16 protein-coding genes and 1 other annotated feature are annotated in these 15,246 nt (G+C 35.4%); of the genes, 15 read left to right on the forward strand and 1 reads right to left on the reverse strand.

Annotation, left to right across the window (positions count from 1 at the left end; translation table 11 throughout):
• The first annotated feature begins 71 nt into the window (after nt 1-71).
• The 12 genes from E3U55_RS03410 (at nt 72) to E3U55_RS03465 (ending at nt 12,663) form a co-directional block, all read left to right on the forward strand.
• Entirely contained in the window at nt 72-1,730 is a 1,659-nt protein-coding gene (locus E3U55_RS03410; protein ID WP_134338936.1) for an acyl-CoA mutase large subunit family protein, read from the forward strand.
• A gap of 20 nt (nt 1,731-1,750) precedes the next feature.
• On the forward strand, nt 1,751-2,155 hold the full coding sequence (locus E3U55_RS17875) for a cobalamin B12-binding domain-containing protein (protein WP_134338937.1): 405 nt from the start codon (nt 1,751-1,753) through the stop codon (nt 2,153-2,155).
• The gene (gene mce, locus E3U55_RS17880; protein WP_134338938.1) at nt 2,152-2,562 is read left to right on the forward strand and encodes a methylmalonyl-CoA epimerase; all 411 of its coding nucleotides are present in this window, start codon (nt 2,152-2,154) and stop codon (nt 2,560-2,562) included. The genes E3U55_RS17875 and mce overlap by 4 nt, the downstream gene beginning before the upstream one ends.
• The gene (locus tag E3U55_RS03425) at nt 2,562-4,109 is read left to right on the forward strand and encodes an acyl-CoA carboxylase subunit beta (RefSeq protein ID WP_134338939.1); all 1,548 of its coding nucleotides are present in this window, start codon (nt 2,562-2,564) and stop codon (nt 4,107-4,109) included. Before mce ends, E3U55_RS03425 begins: the two co-directional genes overlap by 1 nt.
• Nucleotides 4,110-4,127: 18 nt before the next feature.
• On the forward strand, nt 4,128-5,261 hold the full coding sequence (locus tag E3U55_RS03430; protein WP_228547459.1) for a M20/M25/M40 family metallo-hydrolase: 1,134 nt from the start codon (nt 4,128-4,130) through the stop codon (nt 5,259-5,261).
• A gap of 58 nt (nt 5,262-5,319) precedes the next feature.
• A complete protein-coding gene (locus E3U55_RS03435) occupies nt 5,320-6,567 on the forward strand; it encodes a DNA polymerase IV (protein ID WP_134338940.1) in 1,248 nt (415 codons plus the stop codon).
• Nucleotides 6,568-6,700: 133 nt separating this feature from the next.
• Complete coding sequence (locus E3U55_RS03440; RefSeq protein ID WP_134338941.1) at nt 6,701-7,135, forward strand: NUDIX hydrolase; 435 nt, start codon at nt 6,701-6,703, stop codon at nt 7,133-7,135.
• A gap of 32 nt (nt 7,136-7,167) precedes the next feature.
• Nucleotides 7,168-7,521 carry a hypothetical protein gene (locus E3U55_RS03445; RefSeq protein ID WP_134338942.1) on the forward strand — a complete coding sequence of 118 codons (354 nt, stop codon included), beginning with the start codon at nt 7,168-7,170 and terminating at the stop codon, nt 7,519-7,521.
• 68 nt (nt 7,522-7,589) lie between these two features.
• Nucleotides 7,590-7,843: a binding site (T-box leader), on the forward strand.
• Between the two features lie 52 nt (nt 7,844-7,895).
• Nucleotides 7,896-10,991 (forward strand): isoleucine--tRNA ligase, encoded by a 3,096-nt coding sequence (gene ileS, locus E3U55_RS03450; RefSeq protein WP_134338943.1) that lies wholly within the window; start codon nt 7,896-7,898, stop codon nt 10,989-10,991.
• Nucleotides 10,992-11,244: 253 nt separating this feature from the next.
• Nucleotides 11,245-11,775: a hypothetical protein gene (locus tag E3U55_RS03455; protein WP_134338944.1), complete on the forward strand. Its 531-nt coding sequence runs from the start codon at nt 11,245-11,247 to the stop codon at nt 11,773-11,775.
• Between the two features lie 227 nt (nt 11,776-12,002).
• The gene (locus tag E3U55_RS03460) at nt 12,003-12,443 is read left to right on the forward strand and encodes an NUDIX hydrolase (protein WP_134338945.1); all 441 of its coding nucleotides are present in this window, start codon (nt 12,003-12,005) and stop codon (nt 12,441-12,443) included.
• A 19-nt stretch (nt 12,444-12,462) separates the two neighbouring features.
• On the forward strand, nt 12,463-12,663 hold the full coding sequence (locus E3U55_RS03465) for a short-chain dehydrogenase (protein ID WP_134338946.1): 201 nt from the start codon (nt 12,463-12,465) through the stop codon (nt 12,661-12,663).
• A gap of 56 nt (nt 12,664-12,719) precedes the next feature.
• Here E3U55_RS03465 and E3U55_RS03470 read toward each other — a convergent pair whose 3' ends face one another.
• The gene (locus E3U55_RS03470) at nt 12,720-13,364 is read right to left on the reverse strand and encodes a glycosyltransferase (protein WP_134338947.1); all 645 of its coding nucleotides are present in this window, start codon (nt 13,362-13,364) and stop codon (nt 12,720-12,722) included.
• 190 nt (nt 13,365-13,554) lie between these two features.
• Between E3U55_RS03470 and E3U55_RS03475 the strand changes: the two genes are divergently transcribed.
• The 3 genes from E3U55_RS03475 (at nt 13,555) to E3U55_RS03485 (ending at nt 15,243) form a co-directional block, all read left to right on the forward strand.
• Entirely contained in the window at nt 13,555-13,749 is a 195-nt protein-coding gene (locus E3U55_RS03475) for a DUF2197 domain-containing protein (RefSeq protein WP_134338948.1), read from the forward strand.
• 41 nt (nt 13,750-13,790) lie between these two features.
• Nucleotides 13,791-14,504 (forward strand): hypothetical protein, encoded by a 714-nt coding sequence (locus E3U55_RS03480; protein ID WP_134338949.1) that lies wholly within the window; start codon nt 13,791-13,793, stop codon nt 14,502-14,504.
• 118 nt (nt 14,505-14,622) lie between these two features.
• Nucleotides 14,623-15,243: a zinc dependent phospholipase C family protein gene (locus tag E3U55_RS03485; RefSeq protein ID WP_134338950.1), complete on the forward strand. Its 621-nt coding sequence runs from the start codon at nt 14,623-14,625 to the stop codon at nt 15,241-15,243.
• The last annotated feature ends 3 nt before the right edge of the window (nt 15,244-15,246 follow it).

Below are 15,246 nucleotides of genomic sequence, written 5' to 3' on the forward strand. Positions count from 1 at the left end.
TTTATATTACCTTATAAAATTTCATAATTAGACACAGTAGATTGCTAGACGCATTAGGAGGGAGATTCAAAATGGGTGAAAACTTTAATCAATCCAAAGAACAATGGCAACAAAAAATGAAAAAAACACAAGAGCGCTTTCCAGAACGAAAAGAAACGTTCGTTAATAAATCGGACTTAGAGATTGATCCGTTATATTTACCAAAGCATGAAAGTCAGCATGAAGATTATATGGAGAAGCTAGGATTTCCTGGCCAGTTTCCTTACACGCGAGGGATTCAGCCTGGCATGTATCGTAGTCGTTTCTGGACGATGAGGCAGTATGCAGGCTTCGGTTCTGCAAAAGAGACGAATCAACGTTTTAGATATTTATTAGACCAAGGGCAAACAGGTTTATCAGTAGCTTTTGATTTACCAACTCAAATTGGGTACGATTCAGATGATCCAATGGCTGAAGGAGAAGTGGGTAAAGTTGGAGTCGCAATTGATTCATTAGAAGATATGGAGACATTATTAAATGGAATTCCTTTAGATCAGGTTAGTACATCGATGACAATTAATGCGCCTGCATCTGTATTACTATGCATGTATATTGCGGTTGCAGAAAAACAAGGTGTCCCTAAAGAGAAAATCACCGGAACAATCCAAAATGATATCTTAAAAGAATATATCGCACGTGGCACATATATTTATCCGCCAAAACCGTCGATGCGCTTAATTACGAATATCTTTGAGTATTGTGCTAAGGAAGTACCTAAATTCAATACAATTAGTATTTCAGGTTACCATATTCGTGAAGCGGGTTCGACAGCGGTTCAGGAAGTAGCATTTACATTAGCAAATGGTATGGCATATGTTGATGCTGCAATTGAAAGCGGTTTAAAAGTGGATGAGTTCGCTCCAAGACTTGCGTTCTTCTTTAATGCGCATAATAATTTCTTTGAAGAAGCAGCAAAATTCAGAGCAGCAAGACGCATTTGGGCACGTCTAATGAAGGAGAAGTATGGAGCAGAAAACGAAAAGAGTCTTCGGTTACGCTTCCATACACAAACGGGCGGATCAACATTAACTGCTCAGCAACCAGATAACAATATTGTTCGTGTTGCATTACAAGCTCTATCTGCTGTCATGGGTGGAACTCAAAGCTTACACACAAATTCACGTGATGAAGCATTGGCACTTCCAACTGAAGAATCAGCTCGTATTGCATTACGAACTCAACAAATTATCGCGCATGAAAGTGGTGTTGCTGATACAGTTGACCCATTAGCAGGATCATATTACGTCGAAGAAATGACGGATCAAGTTGAAAAAGAAGTCCTAAAATACATTGATCGTATTGAGGAAATGGGTGGAGCTGTTCAGGCGGTAGAAGATGGTTATATGCAACGTGAAATCCATCAAGCAGCCTATGAAGCTCAAAAGAAAATCGAATCTAAAGAAGATATCATTGTTGGCTTAAATGAATTTCAAGTTGAAGAGGAGCTTCATGCGGATCTATTAAAAGTAGACGAACAGTTAGAAAAAGGTCAGGTTAAGCAATTACATGAAATTCGGGATAAACGTGATCAAACAGTTGTTGATGAGAAGCTTTCTGCTTTAAAACAAGCTGCAAAAGATCATAAGACAAATGTTATGCCTTTTATTTTAGATGCAGTTAAAGCCTATGCTACGGTAGGTGAAATTTGTAACGTGTTACGTGATGAGTTCGGAGAATATACAGGAGCTTAATTTTCAGGAGGGGAAAAGAGATGGAACAAAAGATAAGGGTTTTAATTGCAAAACCAGGTTTAGATGGCCATGACCGAGGTGCTTTGGTTATCGCCCAGGCCTTAAGAGATCACGGCATGGAAGTGATTTATACAGGTTTACGTCAATCTGCCGCACAAATTGCTCAAGCAGCAATTCAGGAAGACGTCGATGTTGTTGGACTATCTTCCTTATCTGGTGGACACAAAGCTTTATTTCCTAAAGTAGTAGAAGAACTTAAGAATAAAAATGCTGAGGATATTCCAGTGATCGGTGGTGGTGTGATTCCAGAAGATGATGTCGCTTATTTAGAAGAACAAGGTGTTAAGAAAATCTTTACTTCAGGTACGCCTACAACAGAAATAGCTGAATATATCTCAGAGCTTGTTCGAGGTGAGCACGTATGAATAAAATCGCACACATCGGAATCGCTGTATCCAGTTTAGATGAGACTATTCCATTTTATAGAGACTCACTTGGTCTTTCATTTGAAGGAATAGAAGAAGTACCATCAGAGCATGTGAGAGTTGCGTTTTTTAAAATAGGTGAGAGCGCAATTGAATTATTAGAACCACTTAATGAGGAATCTGCGATTGCTAAATATATTAAGAAAAAAGGCGAAGGTATTCATCATATTGCTTTAGATGTAGATAATATTCAAGAGAGATTAAATCATTTAAAAGAACAAGGCATTCCACTTATTCACGAACAACCAAAAACTGGAGCACATAATAGCCAAGTAGCTTTCTTACATCCTAAAGCTGCTCAAGGTGTACTTTATGAGCTTTGTGAACAAGAACAGGAGGATCACTAATGGATATATACGATAAAATTAATGAACTCTATGATAAACGCCGTAAAGTTGAATTAGGTGGCGGCGATGAAAAAATTCAAAAACAGCGAGATAAAGGGAAAATGACAGCACGTGAACGTATTGAATATTTATTAGATGAAGGATCATTCGTTGAACTAAACCCATTTATCGAACACCGTGTGACCGACTTCGGAATGAATGGTAAAGAAGTGCCTGGTGAAGGTGTTGTTACAGGTTACGGTACAGTAAAAGGACGTCCAGTTTACTTATTCGCACAAGATTTCACCGTTTATGGCGGAGCCTTAGGTGAAATGCATGGTAAAAAGATTGCGGCTGTCATGGATTTAGCTGCTAAAAATGGCACACCTTTTATTGGTTTGAACGATTCAGGTGGTGCACGTATACAAGAAGGTGTCGCATCATTAGATGGTTATGGTCATGTGTTTTACCGTAACTCTATTTATTCTGGCGTCATCCCTCAGATTTCTGTTATTATGGGTCCATGTGCTGGTGGAGCCGTATACTCTCCAGCGATTACTGATTTTGTGATTATGGTTGAAAAGACTTCTCAAATGTTCATCACAGGACCAAAAGTTATTGAAACGGTAACAGGAGAAAAGATTACTTCTGAAGACCTTGGTGGGGCTGAAGTACATAATAGTAAGAGCGGAAATGCTCATCTGAAAGCCGAAACAGAAGAAGAGGCATTGGATCAAGTTAAGGATTTAGTACAATACCTGCCGCAAAATCAGGAGGAAAAGACTCCTAAGGTTGAATATACACCTAAAGAAGATTTTAGAGAAGATTTAACTGATTTAATCCCATTTGACTCCATTAGACCATATGATGTACGAACGATTATTAATGAGGTTGTCGATGATGAATCGTTCTTTGAAATACATCCTGACTTCGCGAAGAATGTGGTTGTTGGGTTTGCTCGAATTAAAGGTGAGACAGTTGGATTAGTATGTAACCAGCCTAAATTTTTAGCTGGTGGATTAGATATTGACTCAAGTGATAAAGCATCTAGATTCATTCGTCTATGTGATTCATTTAATATTCCATTAATCACGTTTGAAGATGTAACAGGATTCTTCCCAGGCGTTAAACAAGAACATGGGGGAATCATTCGACATGGGGCTAAAATCTTATACGCTTATTCAGAAGCAACCGTGCCAAAAATTACTGTCATTACCCGTAAGGCTTACGGTGGTGCCTATGTCGCTTTAAATAGTAAGTCGATCGGTGCTGATTTAGTTTTCGCATGGCCTAATGCAGAAATTGCAGTAATGGGACCAGAGGGTGCTGCAAATATTATATTTGCGAAAGATATTAGAGAAAGCGATCAACCAGAAGAAACGAGACAGAATAAAATCAATGAATATCGTGAAAAGTTTGCCAATCCATATGTGGCAGCTGGTCTTGGTATGGTAGATGATGTCATTGACCCACGCGAAACTAGAATTAAATTAAATCAAGCTCTTGAAATGTTAAAGAATAAGAAAGAAGAACGTCCGAAGAAGAAACACGGTAATATTCCTTTATAATCAACGGAGGTGCACAACTTGGTAGAAATCGAAATTAATCAACAACGTTTAATCGACGAATTTATGGAATTGGTGCAAGTCGATTCTGAAACAAAGCACGAAGAAAATATTGCAAAAGTATTGAAACAAAAGTTTAGTGAATTAGGATTGTCTGTAGAAGAGGATACAGCTAAGGAGAAAACGGGTCATGGGGCCAATAACTTAGTATTTACTCTAAAAGGTAACAAGGATGGAGCAGAATCCATTTACTTTACTTCTCATATGGACACAGTTGTGCCAGGTAATGGCATTAAACCTTCAATTGAAGGCGATTATATTGTGACAGATGGTACAACCATTTTAGGTGCAGATGATAAAGCAGGTATTGCTGCGATGTTAGAAGCTATTAAAACATTAAAAGAAAAGAATTTAGAATATGGTGATATCCAATTCATCATTACAGTGGGAGAAGAATCTGGTTTAGTTGGAGCAAAAGCATTTGATGCCAACCTACTTAGAGCCAGATACGGGTATGCCATTGATAGTAACGGTCAAGTAGGTAATATTATTGTTGCTGCACCTACTCAGGCGAAACTATGGATTACATCTCGTGGAAAAACAGCTCATGCAGGTGTAGCACCTGAAGAAGGTATTTCTGCTATCACACTTGCGGCAAAAGCTATCGCCAAAATGCCTTTAGGACGCATTGATGAAGACACAACTGCTAATATTGGCCGCTTTGAAGGTGGAAAGGCAACTAATATCGTCAGTGATGAAGCATTTATCTTTGCAGAAGCACGCTCATTAGATCCAGAAAAGCTTGAGGCACAGCTTGATAAGATGAAAAAGGCATGTCAAGATGCTGAAAAAGAGTTGGGTGGATCAATTGATGTAAAAGTTGAAATTATGTATCCTGGCTATCGTCATAAAGAAGGCGACCAAGTCGTTGAAGTAGCACGATCAGCTGCTAAACGTATCGGACGAGAAAGCCAACTTGAAAAAAGTGGCGGTGGAAGTGATGCGAACATATTTGCCGGCTTAGGAGTTCCGACTGTCAACTTGTGTGTTGGTTATGAGAACATTCATACCACAAATGAGCGCATGCCTGTTAGTGAACTAGTTAAGATATCTGAGTTTATAACATCAATTGTCGTTGAAGCGGCTGAACAATAAGGAAAAAGTAAAGTGCTTGGTGTGACGGACATCAAGCACTTTTAACGTAGGTGATCGTATGAGTAAAAAAGGAAGAATAATCTATCATGTGGATATGAATAGCTTTTATGCATCAGTTGAGATGGCGTATCGTCCTGAATTGAAGGGGAAGCCTGTCGCAATCGCGGGGAATCCTGAAGAACGACGAGGCATTGTGGTCACAAGTAGCTATGAAGCAAGAGCCAAAGGTGTCAAAACAACGATGCCATTATGGCAGGCTTATAGTCATTGTCCTAGCTTAATCGTCTTAAAACCTAATTTTGACCGTTATCGCGAAGCTTCCAGGCACATGTTTTCTATTCTTTCTGAAATCACCCCATACGTCCAACCCGTTTCAATAGATGAAGGATATATGGATGTTACAGATTACGTAAACGAAGAGAATCCAATTCAAGTTGCAGAAAACATTCAAAAACGAATACTAAATGAACTTGATCTTCCTTGCAGTATAGGTATTGCCCCAAATAAATTTTTAGCTAAAATGGCATCAGATATGAAGAAGCCAATGGGTATTACAGTATTAAGAAAAAGAGAAATTAAACATAAGCTGTGGATCTTGCCTATAGAAGAAATGTACGGGGTAGGTGAAAAAACAGCTGATAAATTAAAAAAGATAGATATAGAAACTATTGGAGACTTAGCAACAAAAGATGTTTTAACACTTAAAAACTTACTAGGTATTAATGGTGAACGACTACATCAAAGAGCCAATGGAATAGATGATCGCCCAGTCGACCCGGATGCTGTACACGAATTCAAGAGTATTGGGAATTCAACGACACTACCTTACGATATGACGAATCAGACTGAAATTTTTAAAGTGCTAAACCAATTATCTGAAAAAGTGGCTGCGCGAATGGAACGAAAAGATGTCGTTGCGGAAAATATTCAACTTATGATTCGATACTACGACCGTAAAACGATTACTCGAAGCAAACAGTTAAATGAATTCATAGAAACTAAAGATGAGATATCTAATATTGCGAAGAGGTTATTCCAACAACATTGGAATGAAGACCCTGTTAGACTATTAGGTGTAACAGCCCAGCATCTAACACCAAGAGAAGAAATGGCCAAACAACTAGACTTATTTAACTATGAAAAAGAAGCCGAAAAAGAAGAACTGTATGTGGCCATGGACCAAATCAAAGAAAAGTACGGTAAAGATGCTTTTATCAAGCTTAAGGATACTAAAGCTAAAATGAGTACGAGCTTTCAGAAAGACTTTTTAAGTGAGTTTAGAGAAAACAAAAAAGGAAAGTCTTAATTAAATATATACTAGTCTAACGACGTGAATTCATAAGTGGATTCACGTTTTATTTTTAAAATTCCGATAGAAATATATGGTAAAATGAATTGGGGTTCTATGACTCAAAGAAATCTTTATTGGGGGAAGGTTTATGTATCCAAAAGCTAAGTCACTGGGGATTATACTAAAAGATGAATACGTCCTACTTGAACAAAATTACGGTAAACATTCTAAAGGTATTGGTTATTATTACCGTCCCATTGGTGGAACAATAGAGTTCGGTGAAATGTCAGATGATACATTAAAAAGGGAATTTCTAGAGGAAATCGATGCAGAAATAGTAGTTGAGGAATATATTACTTGCTTAGAAAATACATTTGAAATTGATAAAAAATTAGGGCATGAAATCATACAACTTTATATAGCAAGCTTTAAAGACGAAAATTTATATGACAAAAAGCAATTTAAAGTGACTGATGTTAATAAAAATACTATAGCCCAGTGGATTCCATTAAGTGAAATCAAAAACGAACGTACAATTCTGTTTCCAATTGGATTAAAAGAATTACTAGTCCATAGCATTTAAATAGATATTTCTACAAAAAGGGTGAAAGATATATGGAATCTCGGTTCTTGAAGTTTCTAACGTTAACCATTTCAATTTCACTTGTGATAGGTTGTTCAAAGGAACAAGCTAACACAAGTAATGACAGTTATAATGATATTAAAAAAGTAGCCTGGGAATACATTGAAGAACAAGAATGGCTTGAATACAATAATGGAAATTGGCAAGATGCTGAGGTTAAACAGATTGAAGCAGATGATACATATGAATTATTAAAAGATGGTTACGATGGGGAACAAGTCATGTCAGTTACATTCAAAGATGAAGAGAAAACTCAGGTTAGTACTCCAGTTATACTTGTAGATCCTGATACGAAAGAAGTTATTGGATATTTACCTGGTGAATAATAGTAGGAACCCACAAGAAAAATTTGACATTAACATTTTTTATGTTTAATATTATTATAATTTATATTCGAAATTCGATGACGAGAACGAGTAGATATGTAATCTGTTCCACAGAGAGTTGACGTTTGCTGAAAGTCAACGTTCAGACCATGTTGAAAATCCTCTCCGAGATGCAAAGCTGAAGTAAAACTTTAAGCTTTGACGGGATTCCGCCGTTAAAAGGAACACGTATGATGGTACGTAGATTGAGAGCTATAATGACTGATTTTCAGTTTATATTATAGAATCAGGGTGGTAACGCGGGTTATAACTCGTCCCTAACTTAGGTTAGGGGCGAGTTTTTTTGTTTTTAAAAATTGTTGAGGAGTGAAATTATGAAACGAGTTAATGCAAAAGAAAAGCCTTTAGAAAGGGAAAAACGCATTAGTGATTATTGGGAGGTTAACGATACTTTTAAAAAATCTATTTTAAATCATGAAGGCAAGGGAACATTTGTTTTCTACGAAGGGCCACCAACAGCCAATGGTTTGCCTCATGCCGGACATGTGTTGGGCCGAGTCATTAAAGATTTCGTAGCTAGGTACAAAACAATGGCCGGGTACCAAGTTATTCGTAAAGCAGGCTGGGACACACACGGTCTTCCTGTTGAATTAGGTGTGGAGAAGAAAATTGGTATCTCAGGCAAAAAAGAGATTGAGGAATATGGCGTAGAAAAATTTATTGAAGAATGTAAAGAAAGTGTATTTGATTACGAAAGGCAATGGCGAACTTTCACAGAAGCTATAGGTTATTGGGTGGACATGGATGATCCTTACGTGACGTTAAATAATGATTATATTGAAAGTGTTTGGTACATTCTCTCGAGCATTCACGATAAAGGGCTACTAGATCGTGGGCACCGTGTCGCACCTTATTGTCCAAGTTGCCAAACATCACTTAGTTCTCATGAAGTGGCACAAGGTTATAAAGAGGTTAAAGACTTGTCAGTTACAGCCAAGTTTAAAGTTGAAGGGAAAGCCAATGAGTATTTTTTAGGATGGACAACGACACCATGGACATTACCAGCAAACGTCGCTTTAGCAGTCAATAAAGATTTAACTTATATTAAAGCTCAACAAGGTGATGACGTATTCATTGTAGCTAAAAACCTTTTAAATGATGTATTAGGAGATAACTATTCAGTGGTGAGTGAACATAAAGGAACAGAATTCGTTGGTCTAAAATATGAACCGCCATTTGATATTCTAAGCCTGAATAATGGACACGAGGTAATATCAGCGAATTTTGTTACAGATGATAGTGGGACTGGAATTGTTCATTTAGCTCCTGCGCATGGCGAAGATGATTATCAAGCTGTGAAAGAAAGTGGTTTAGACTTTGTGAACGTCGTCAATCAAGCAGGGTGTTATACAGGTGAAGTCACACCACTTGCGGGTGAATTCGCCAAAAACTGTGATGTTAAAATCATACAACTGCTTGCAGAACAAAATAAGTTATATTCAAAGAAAAAATACGAACACAGTTACCCCCATTGCTGGCGTTGTGACTCACCATTAATCTATTATGCGATGGAAGGCTGGTTTATAAAAACGACAGAGATTAAAGATAAAATTATCAAAAACAACCAATCAGTCAATTGGCACCCTGACCATATGAAAGATGGACGTTTTGGAAAGTTCCTTGAGAACATGGTTGATTGGAACTTAGGGAGAAATCGTTACTGGGGAACGCCTTTAAATGTATGGCTATGTCAAAGCTGTGATCATCAATTTGTTCCCAAAAGTATTGAAGAGCTAAAAAACCAGGCTATTGGAAAGGTTCCAGATGATATAGAGCTTCATAAACCTTACATTGATCAAGTAGAAGTAAAATGTCCTAACTGTAATAGTAATATGAAACGAACACCAGAAGTTATAGATGTCTGGTTCGACAGTGGATCGATGCCATTTGCTCAGTATCATTATCCATTTGAAAATAAAGAACTTTTTAATAAACAATTCCCTGCAGATGTGATTGCTGAAGGTGTTGATCAAACAAGAGGATGGTTTTACAGTTTATTAACGGTCTCTTCACTATTTACAGGAAAAGCTCCTTATAAGCGTGTTCTGTCACTTGGTCATATTCTAGATGAGAACGGTCGTAAAATGTCCAAAAGTAAAGGGAACGTCATCGATCCTATGGAATTAGTTCGAAAATTTGGGGCAGACGCATTAAGGTGGGCATTACTTGCTGATAGTGCACCTTGGAATAATAAACGTTTTTCAGATAAAAATGTCTCTCAAGCTAAATCAAAACTTGTTGACACGTTAAATAATATCCATTCGTTTTATACGCTTTATGCAGATATCGACAGGTTTAACCCAGAAACGCATGATAATGGTAAACCATCTTTACTTGATCAATGGGTATTATCACGATTAAATACAGTTATTAAACGAGTCACAATCGATTTGAATGCTTATGACTTTACTTCAGGAGCTCGTGAAATTGCTGTATTTGTTGAAGAGGTAAGTAATTGGTATATCAGGCGTTCCCGTGATCGTTATTGGGCTGAAGGGATGAGTGAGGACAAATTAGCTGCATACCACACACTCTACCAAGTGTTAGTTAAAACGAGTCAATTACTGGCACCATTCACACCGTTTATAGCAGATGATATTCATACAAATTTAACAGGCAACAGTGTTCACCTTTCTGATTATCCTGAATCGGATCTCAGTAAAATTGATGAACAGCTTGAAGAGGAGATGGATCAAGTTTTACAAGTTATAGAACTTGCACGACAGATTCGTAACACAGCTAATATCAAAACAAAACAACCATTATCAGAACTTGTGGTTGCCGGATCATCACATCATACTGAACCCCTAGCAAATTACATTGATATCGTTAAAGATGAAATAAATGTTAAAGAAGTTCACTTTAAACGGGATACCAGTTCGGCTGTTCAATACGAAATAAAATTAAATTTCCCTATTGCAGGTCCAAAATTAGGTAAGTTAGTAAGTGTCGTTCAAAAAGAACTACAAAACTTATCAACAGATGATTCAGAGAAAGCAGTTAAGAACGGTTATGTCGAAGTAACAACACCTTCTGGTGAGAAAGTTAAGCTTAAGGAAGAAGATTTAGTAATCAACCAAGTTGCTCAACAAGGAATGGAAGTCGCATCTAATTCAACTTATACTTTAGTATTAAATACTGAAATAACCGATGAATTAAAAAAAGAAGGATTAGTTCGTGAATTCATTAGATCAATTCAACATTACCGAAAAGAATTAAATTTACCAGTAGAGAAACGTGTACATTTAATTATAGATTGTAATGATGCAGTCAAAGCTGCAATAGAACAATTTGAAGGTTTACTTCGAAATAGTCTTCTCGTTAAAGAAATAGTTTTTGATCAACAAGAATCAATGAAACAAATAAAGGTTGAAGAAGAAGAGATAGACATTAAAATACTAGATTTATAAGAATGAATATGATTTCTACGCCCTTTGAAATTAAGGGCGTTTTATTTTTCTAACAAAAGCTTTTAATACCTATAATGAAACTTCGAGGAAAACATATGTTCAAATATTAAGTAATGGTATATAAAGTGGAACTACAATTACTAACAACACTGAAAGTCTTTTTTAACCGAAATCGATTGGAACATTATGTTAAAATTAGTTTAGAAAAATTTATGTTTTACTGGAAGTTTATAGGAATGGGGAGGCAAATCGTGTGAAAAAAATAATAGTTCCATTGTTATTAATATTCATCAGTGCTTGTACACCTTCAAACGAGGAAGGGGTTGCATTTCAAGAACAAGCTAATGAGATTTTTAATACTAATGTTTATATTCCTCAATACGATAATTTGCATATCACATCAGCAATTATTGAAACAGGACCCTTCGGAAAACATAAAGATTTAATAATCGAATATTCCAAACAGTTAGGGGATAAGAAAGACAAGGAATTTACTGTAAAATATGAGAAAAACACAGGCTCTGAAGTATTATACGGTTTTTATGATGGGGAACCCTCAGTCTTTAAATTAAAGTTTAACGATGGAAAAGGAAATATATCACCTAAACAGATAAAAATCATTAATGATGTAAAAGTAGAATACCTCAAAATGGAAAAAAGAAAAACGTTAATTGCTTCTTTTAATGTTGAGGACGGAAATTATACTGGAGAGTTCAACTTAAAAGAACTTTCTGAAGAAAAAGCATTTAAAATTATTGAGCAGATAATAGAAGAAACAAATTAGCTGTAAATTTTTTAATAGCATTAGGTAAGAGTTGAACAAGGGTGATAGTGTTTACGCAAAGGAGAATTGTATGGAGAATTTTGTTTCAATTTTTATAACAATCATATTGTTGATACCTTTGTATGGTGCTTTAATATAGACATATTTAGATTTTTGAAGACCAGCTTCTTATTACTTATTGAAAGCATTTTAATAAATAGGCAAAAATATTGTGGGGGAGTGATTGTGTGCAAGGGTATAATGTTTTAATGATTTATAATAAAGATATGGATCAATTGCTAATGTGCAAACGATTAAAGAATCCTTATAGAGGATTAAGTAATTTGGTCGGAGGAAAAATCGAGGTTGGAGAGTCAGGTATTGAATCTGCTTACAGAGAACTAGCTGAGGAAACAAGCATATCTAAAGAGGATGTCAACCTTCATCACTTAATGGACTTTAAATATTATCTTCAAAATTGTTACGTTGAAGTTTATGTTGGTAGATTAAAGAGAGAGGTAAGTGTTTCGGGTGATGAGAATGTTTTGTATTGGTCGGATTTAAATAATGACTTTTTTGATATGTACCAGTATGCTGGTGAAGGAAACATTGGTCATATGATTGAGCAAGTAAATATGGTCAAAGATAGTTTATTATTAGATAGTCACGATTTGATTCAAGATCAGTAAATGCAAATGGGGGATTACTATGGAAAAAGGAGTTTCTTATTTATTAGCTCTTATTATTACTTCAATCATACTTTTTATAATTGTTGCTAATATATTTAACACAGATTCACCAACTATAGCTTTTCTTCTTTCAATGATTGTAAGTCATTTCATATTAGAGAAAAATGAATGGATAATTGGCACTATAAATAGAGGGTTAAAATGGTGGTTAAGTCAATAAGCTATCAAGCTGGTTGAATCTAAAAAGCTTCAGCATTGAGCTGAAGCTTAACAAGGTTACTGATTAAACTTTTCGGGGAACTGCTTTATAACCCCTTGGGAAATAGCATCTGCCATTATAATTATATGTGTGAGCCCGTCATCAATCGCAACGATTCTATCATCCCATTCTTTATCTAAGCTTGCTACTAAATCATCTGTTACTAATTCCAAATGTATATATAGTAATTCTTTTAAATCTTCACTTTTTAAATTTGGATTTGCTCCACTAAGGAAAACTACAATATCATCAGCATTTCTATACCATTCTTTGTTTAGCTGTTCTATTTTGTCTTCTTTTTTATTTAATGCAGCCTCAACGATTTTGCCAGCAATAACTATATGTTCTTTAAGCAATTCTGTGAGTTTATTCCCAGCTTCCTCACCGTATAAAGGCTTAATAGCATTCCCTATATCCTCCTGGTTTCTGAGAAGTCTTGCTAGTACTTGTTTTTGATCTTCAGATCCGGCTGTGGTTGCACTTGTGATGTAATTACTTGTCCACAATACATGGTCTATCCAAAGTCTCCTGAAATCATTTTTAAATGTCACCTCAGTTTGACTTAAGCACTCTTCCTGCGTTTGTGCTTTGATACTTATTGTGCTGGGTGTCATGAGTAGCATAAATGATAAAGTTAACATTATCGCTAATAATTTCTTCAAATTATATTGCTCCTTCCAAAATAAATTTCTCTCCTATTATTGTTTTATTAAGTTTTTTCATTCGTTTTGGATGAATTTCTCAAATTATTATAATAGTTAAATAACTTTCTGGGTGCTGTTGGAATATTATGTTAATATTGTTTTATAAAGGTTTTTAACTTATAGGTAAATTTAAATTAGGAGTGAAGAGATGGAAGTTACATGTATGACTTGTAAAAAAGAGTACATCATTGATTTTAAGGATAAACAATATAATAAAATAAAATCAGGCAAATCAAAATTATATGTTTGTAAGACATGTAACGAAGGTGTTCAACGTGAATCTATAAAGACTACAGGAATTAGCCCTAATGATGTAGATGAATATGGAAAGTATTTAAAATAAAAATAGTTTATTTTTTGCTTTTGCATAAGTGAGGTGAGGAGATGTTAAATCTAAAAAGTTTAGAAGAATTCCAATGGATTAAAGAGGAAACAGTTAGTTTAAATTTTGATAGTGGTGAAGGGTGTAGAGTTTTTAATATTCTGCCCAATAGATATAGTCACTATTGTAAAATCTTGCACCCAGTCTACCGTGACAAGAACATCAAAGATGAAACTATTTTATGGAATGAATGCGATCCTAATGAACCATTCTATTTTAACTATGGAGAAAGATTAACTTTTAAAGCTTTAGCTGAAAAGTATAATTTAAATTATTCAAAAGAGATTAATTCCTCATCAATCGCCAATAAACTAGGTGGATACCCGCGATACTTGATCTTGGGTGATGAAGGGACTACAGATGAAAATACCCTTCAAGAATTATTCTCGGTATTAAAGCCTTTAACGAATCAGGAGCAATGTTATTTCCAATATGATGTTTTAAAAATAATCAATGAGTTCCACGACTTTCAAGAATTTGAACATGGACTTTTATATTATGGAAACCTTGATGATGTATTATCGACGTATCATATGGGGGATTTTTTGGGTGTCGGTTCTCCAACGTATTGGTGGGCAGAAGATAAAAGTTGGTGTATACATACGGATTATGACTCCGACTTTTCTCTTGTAGGCGGAAATAAAGAGTTAATAGATGAATTATTGTCTCACAATAAACTAGAATGTTTAGAAGTTGAATTGAAAACAAAAATCTAAAGGCAATCTACTTTTGATTGTGTTTAGTTTTTTAAAAAATGATGAATTGTTGGAATATTATGTTAAAAATAAATACTTAACTAACTTTATTTTATTTAATAGAAAGGTGAGGAAGGTTATGGGATCGAGAATGATGCATTTAATTATTGCGAATAGAATTGCTGAAAGTCTCTCAATGGAAGAACGAACTGAATTATTACTTGGAGGTATTGCTCCAGATGCAGTAGCTCCAAAAGGTCCGTCGCATTACTTTATAGGTGATTTAGAAAACTATTCTAGGGAAATTGATTATGACGGATTCTTGGAAAAATATAAATCTCATTCAGATAACCATTACATATTAGGCTATTACACACACCTCATTGCTGATGATCTATGGCTACAGGGTTTTTATCAACCCTGGTTAAAAAATAGAATGGAAAATAATGAGGAAGTATTTAATTTATATCATAATGATTTTCGTTTATTAAATGGTAAGCTATTAGAATATTATGGTTTCAGAGATGAATTGATAGAAGCATTGGGCAAGGAATACAGTATGCTTGACTTAGAAGAGGTTAAGATTCGTGATGTTGAGGAATTTATTACTTATGTATTAGGCGATATGGAGTACGGTGAGGAAGTTAAAAATGAGAAACTTAACGTGTTTACGTTTGAACAAATAGTTGGCTATATTGAGACATCGGTTGATAAAGGCGTAAAGAAAATAAAACCAATACTTGCTGAGTATAGTGTTTAGATA

The sequence above is a fragment of the Filobacillus milosensis genome (genome assembly GCF_004402015.1).
GTDB classification, from domain to species: Bacteria; Bacillota; Bacilli; order Bacillales; family Alkalibacillaceae; genus Filobacillus; species Filobacillus milosensis.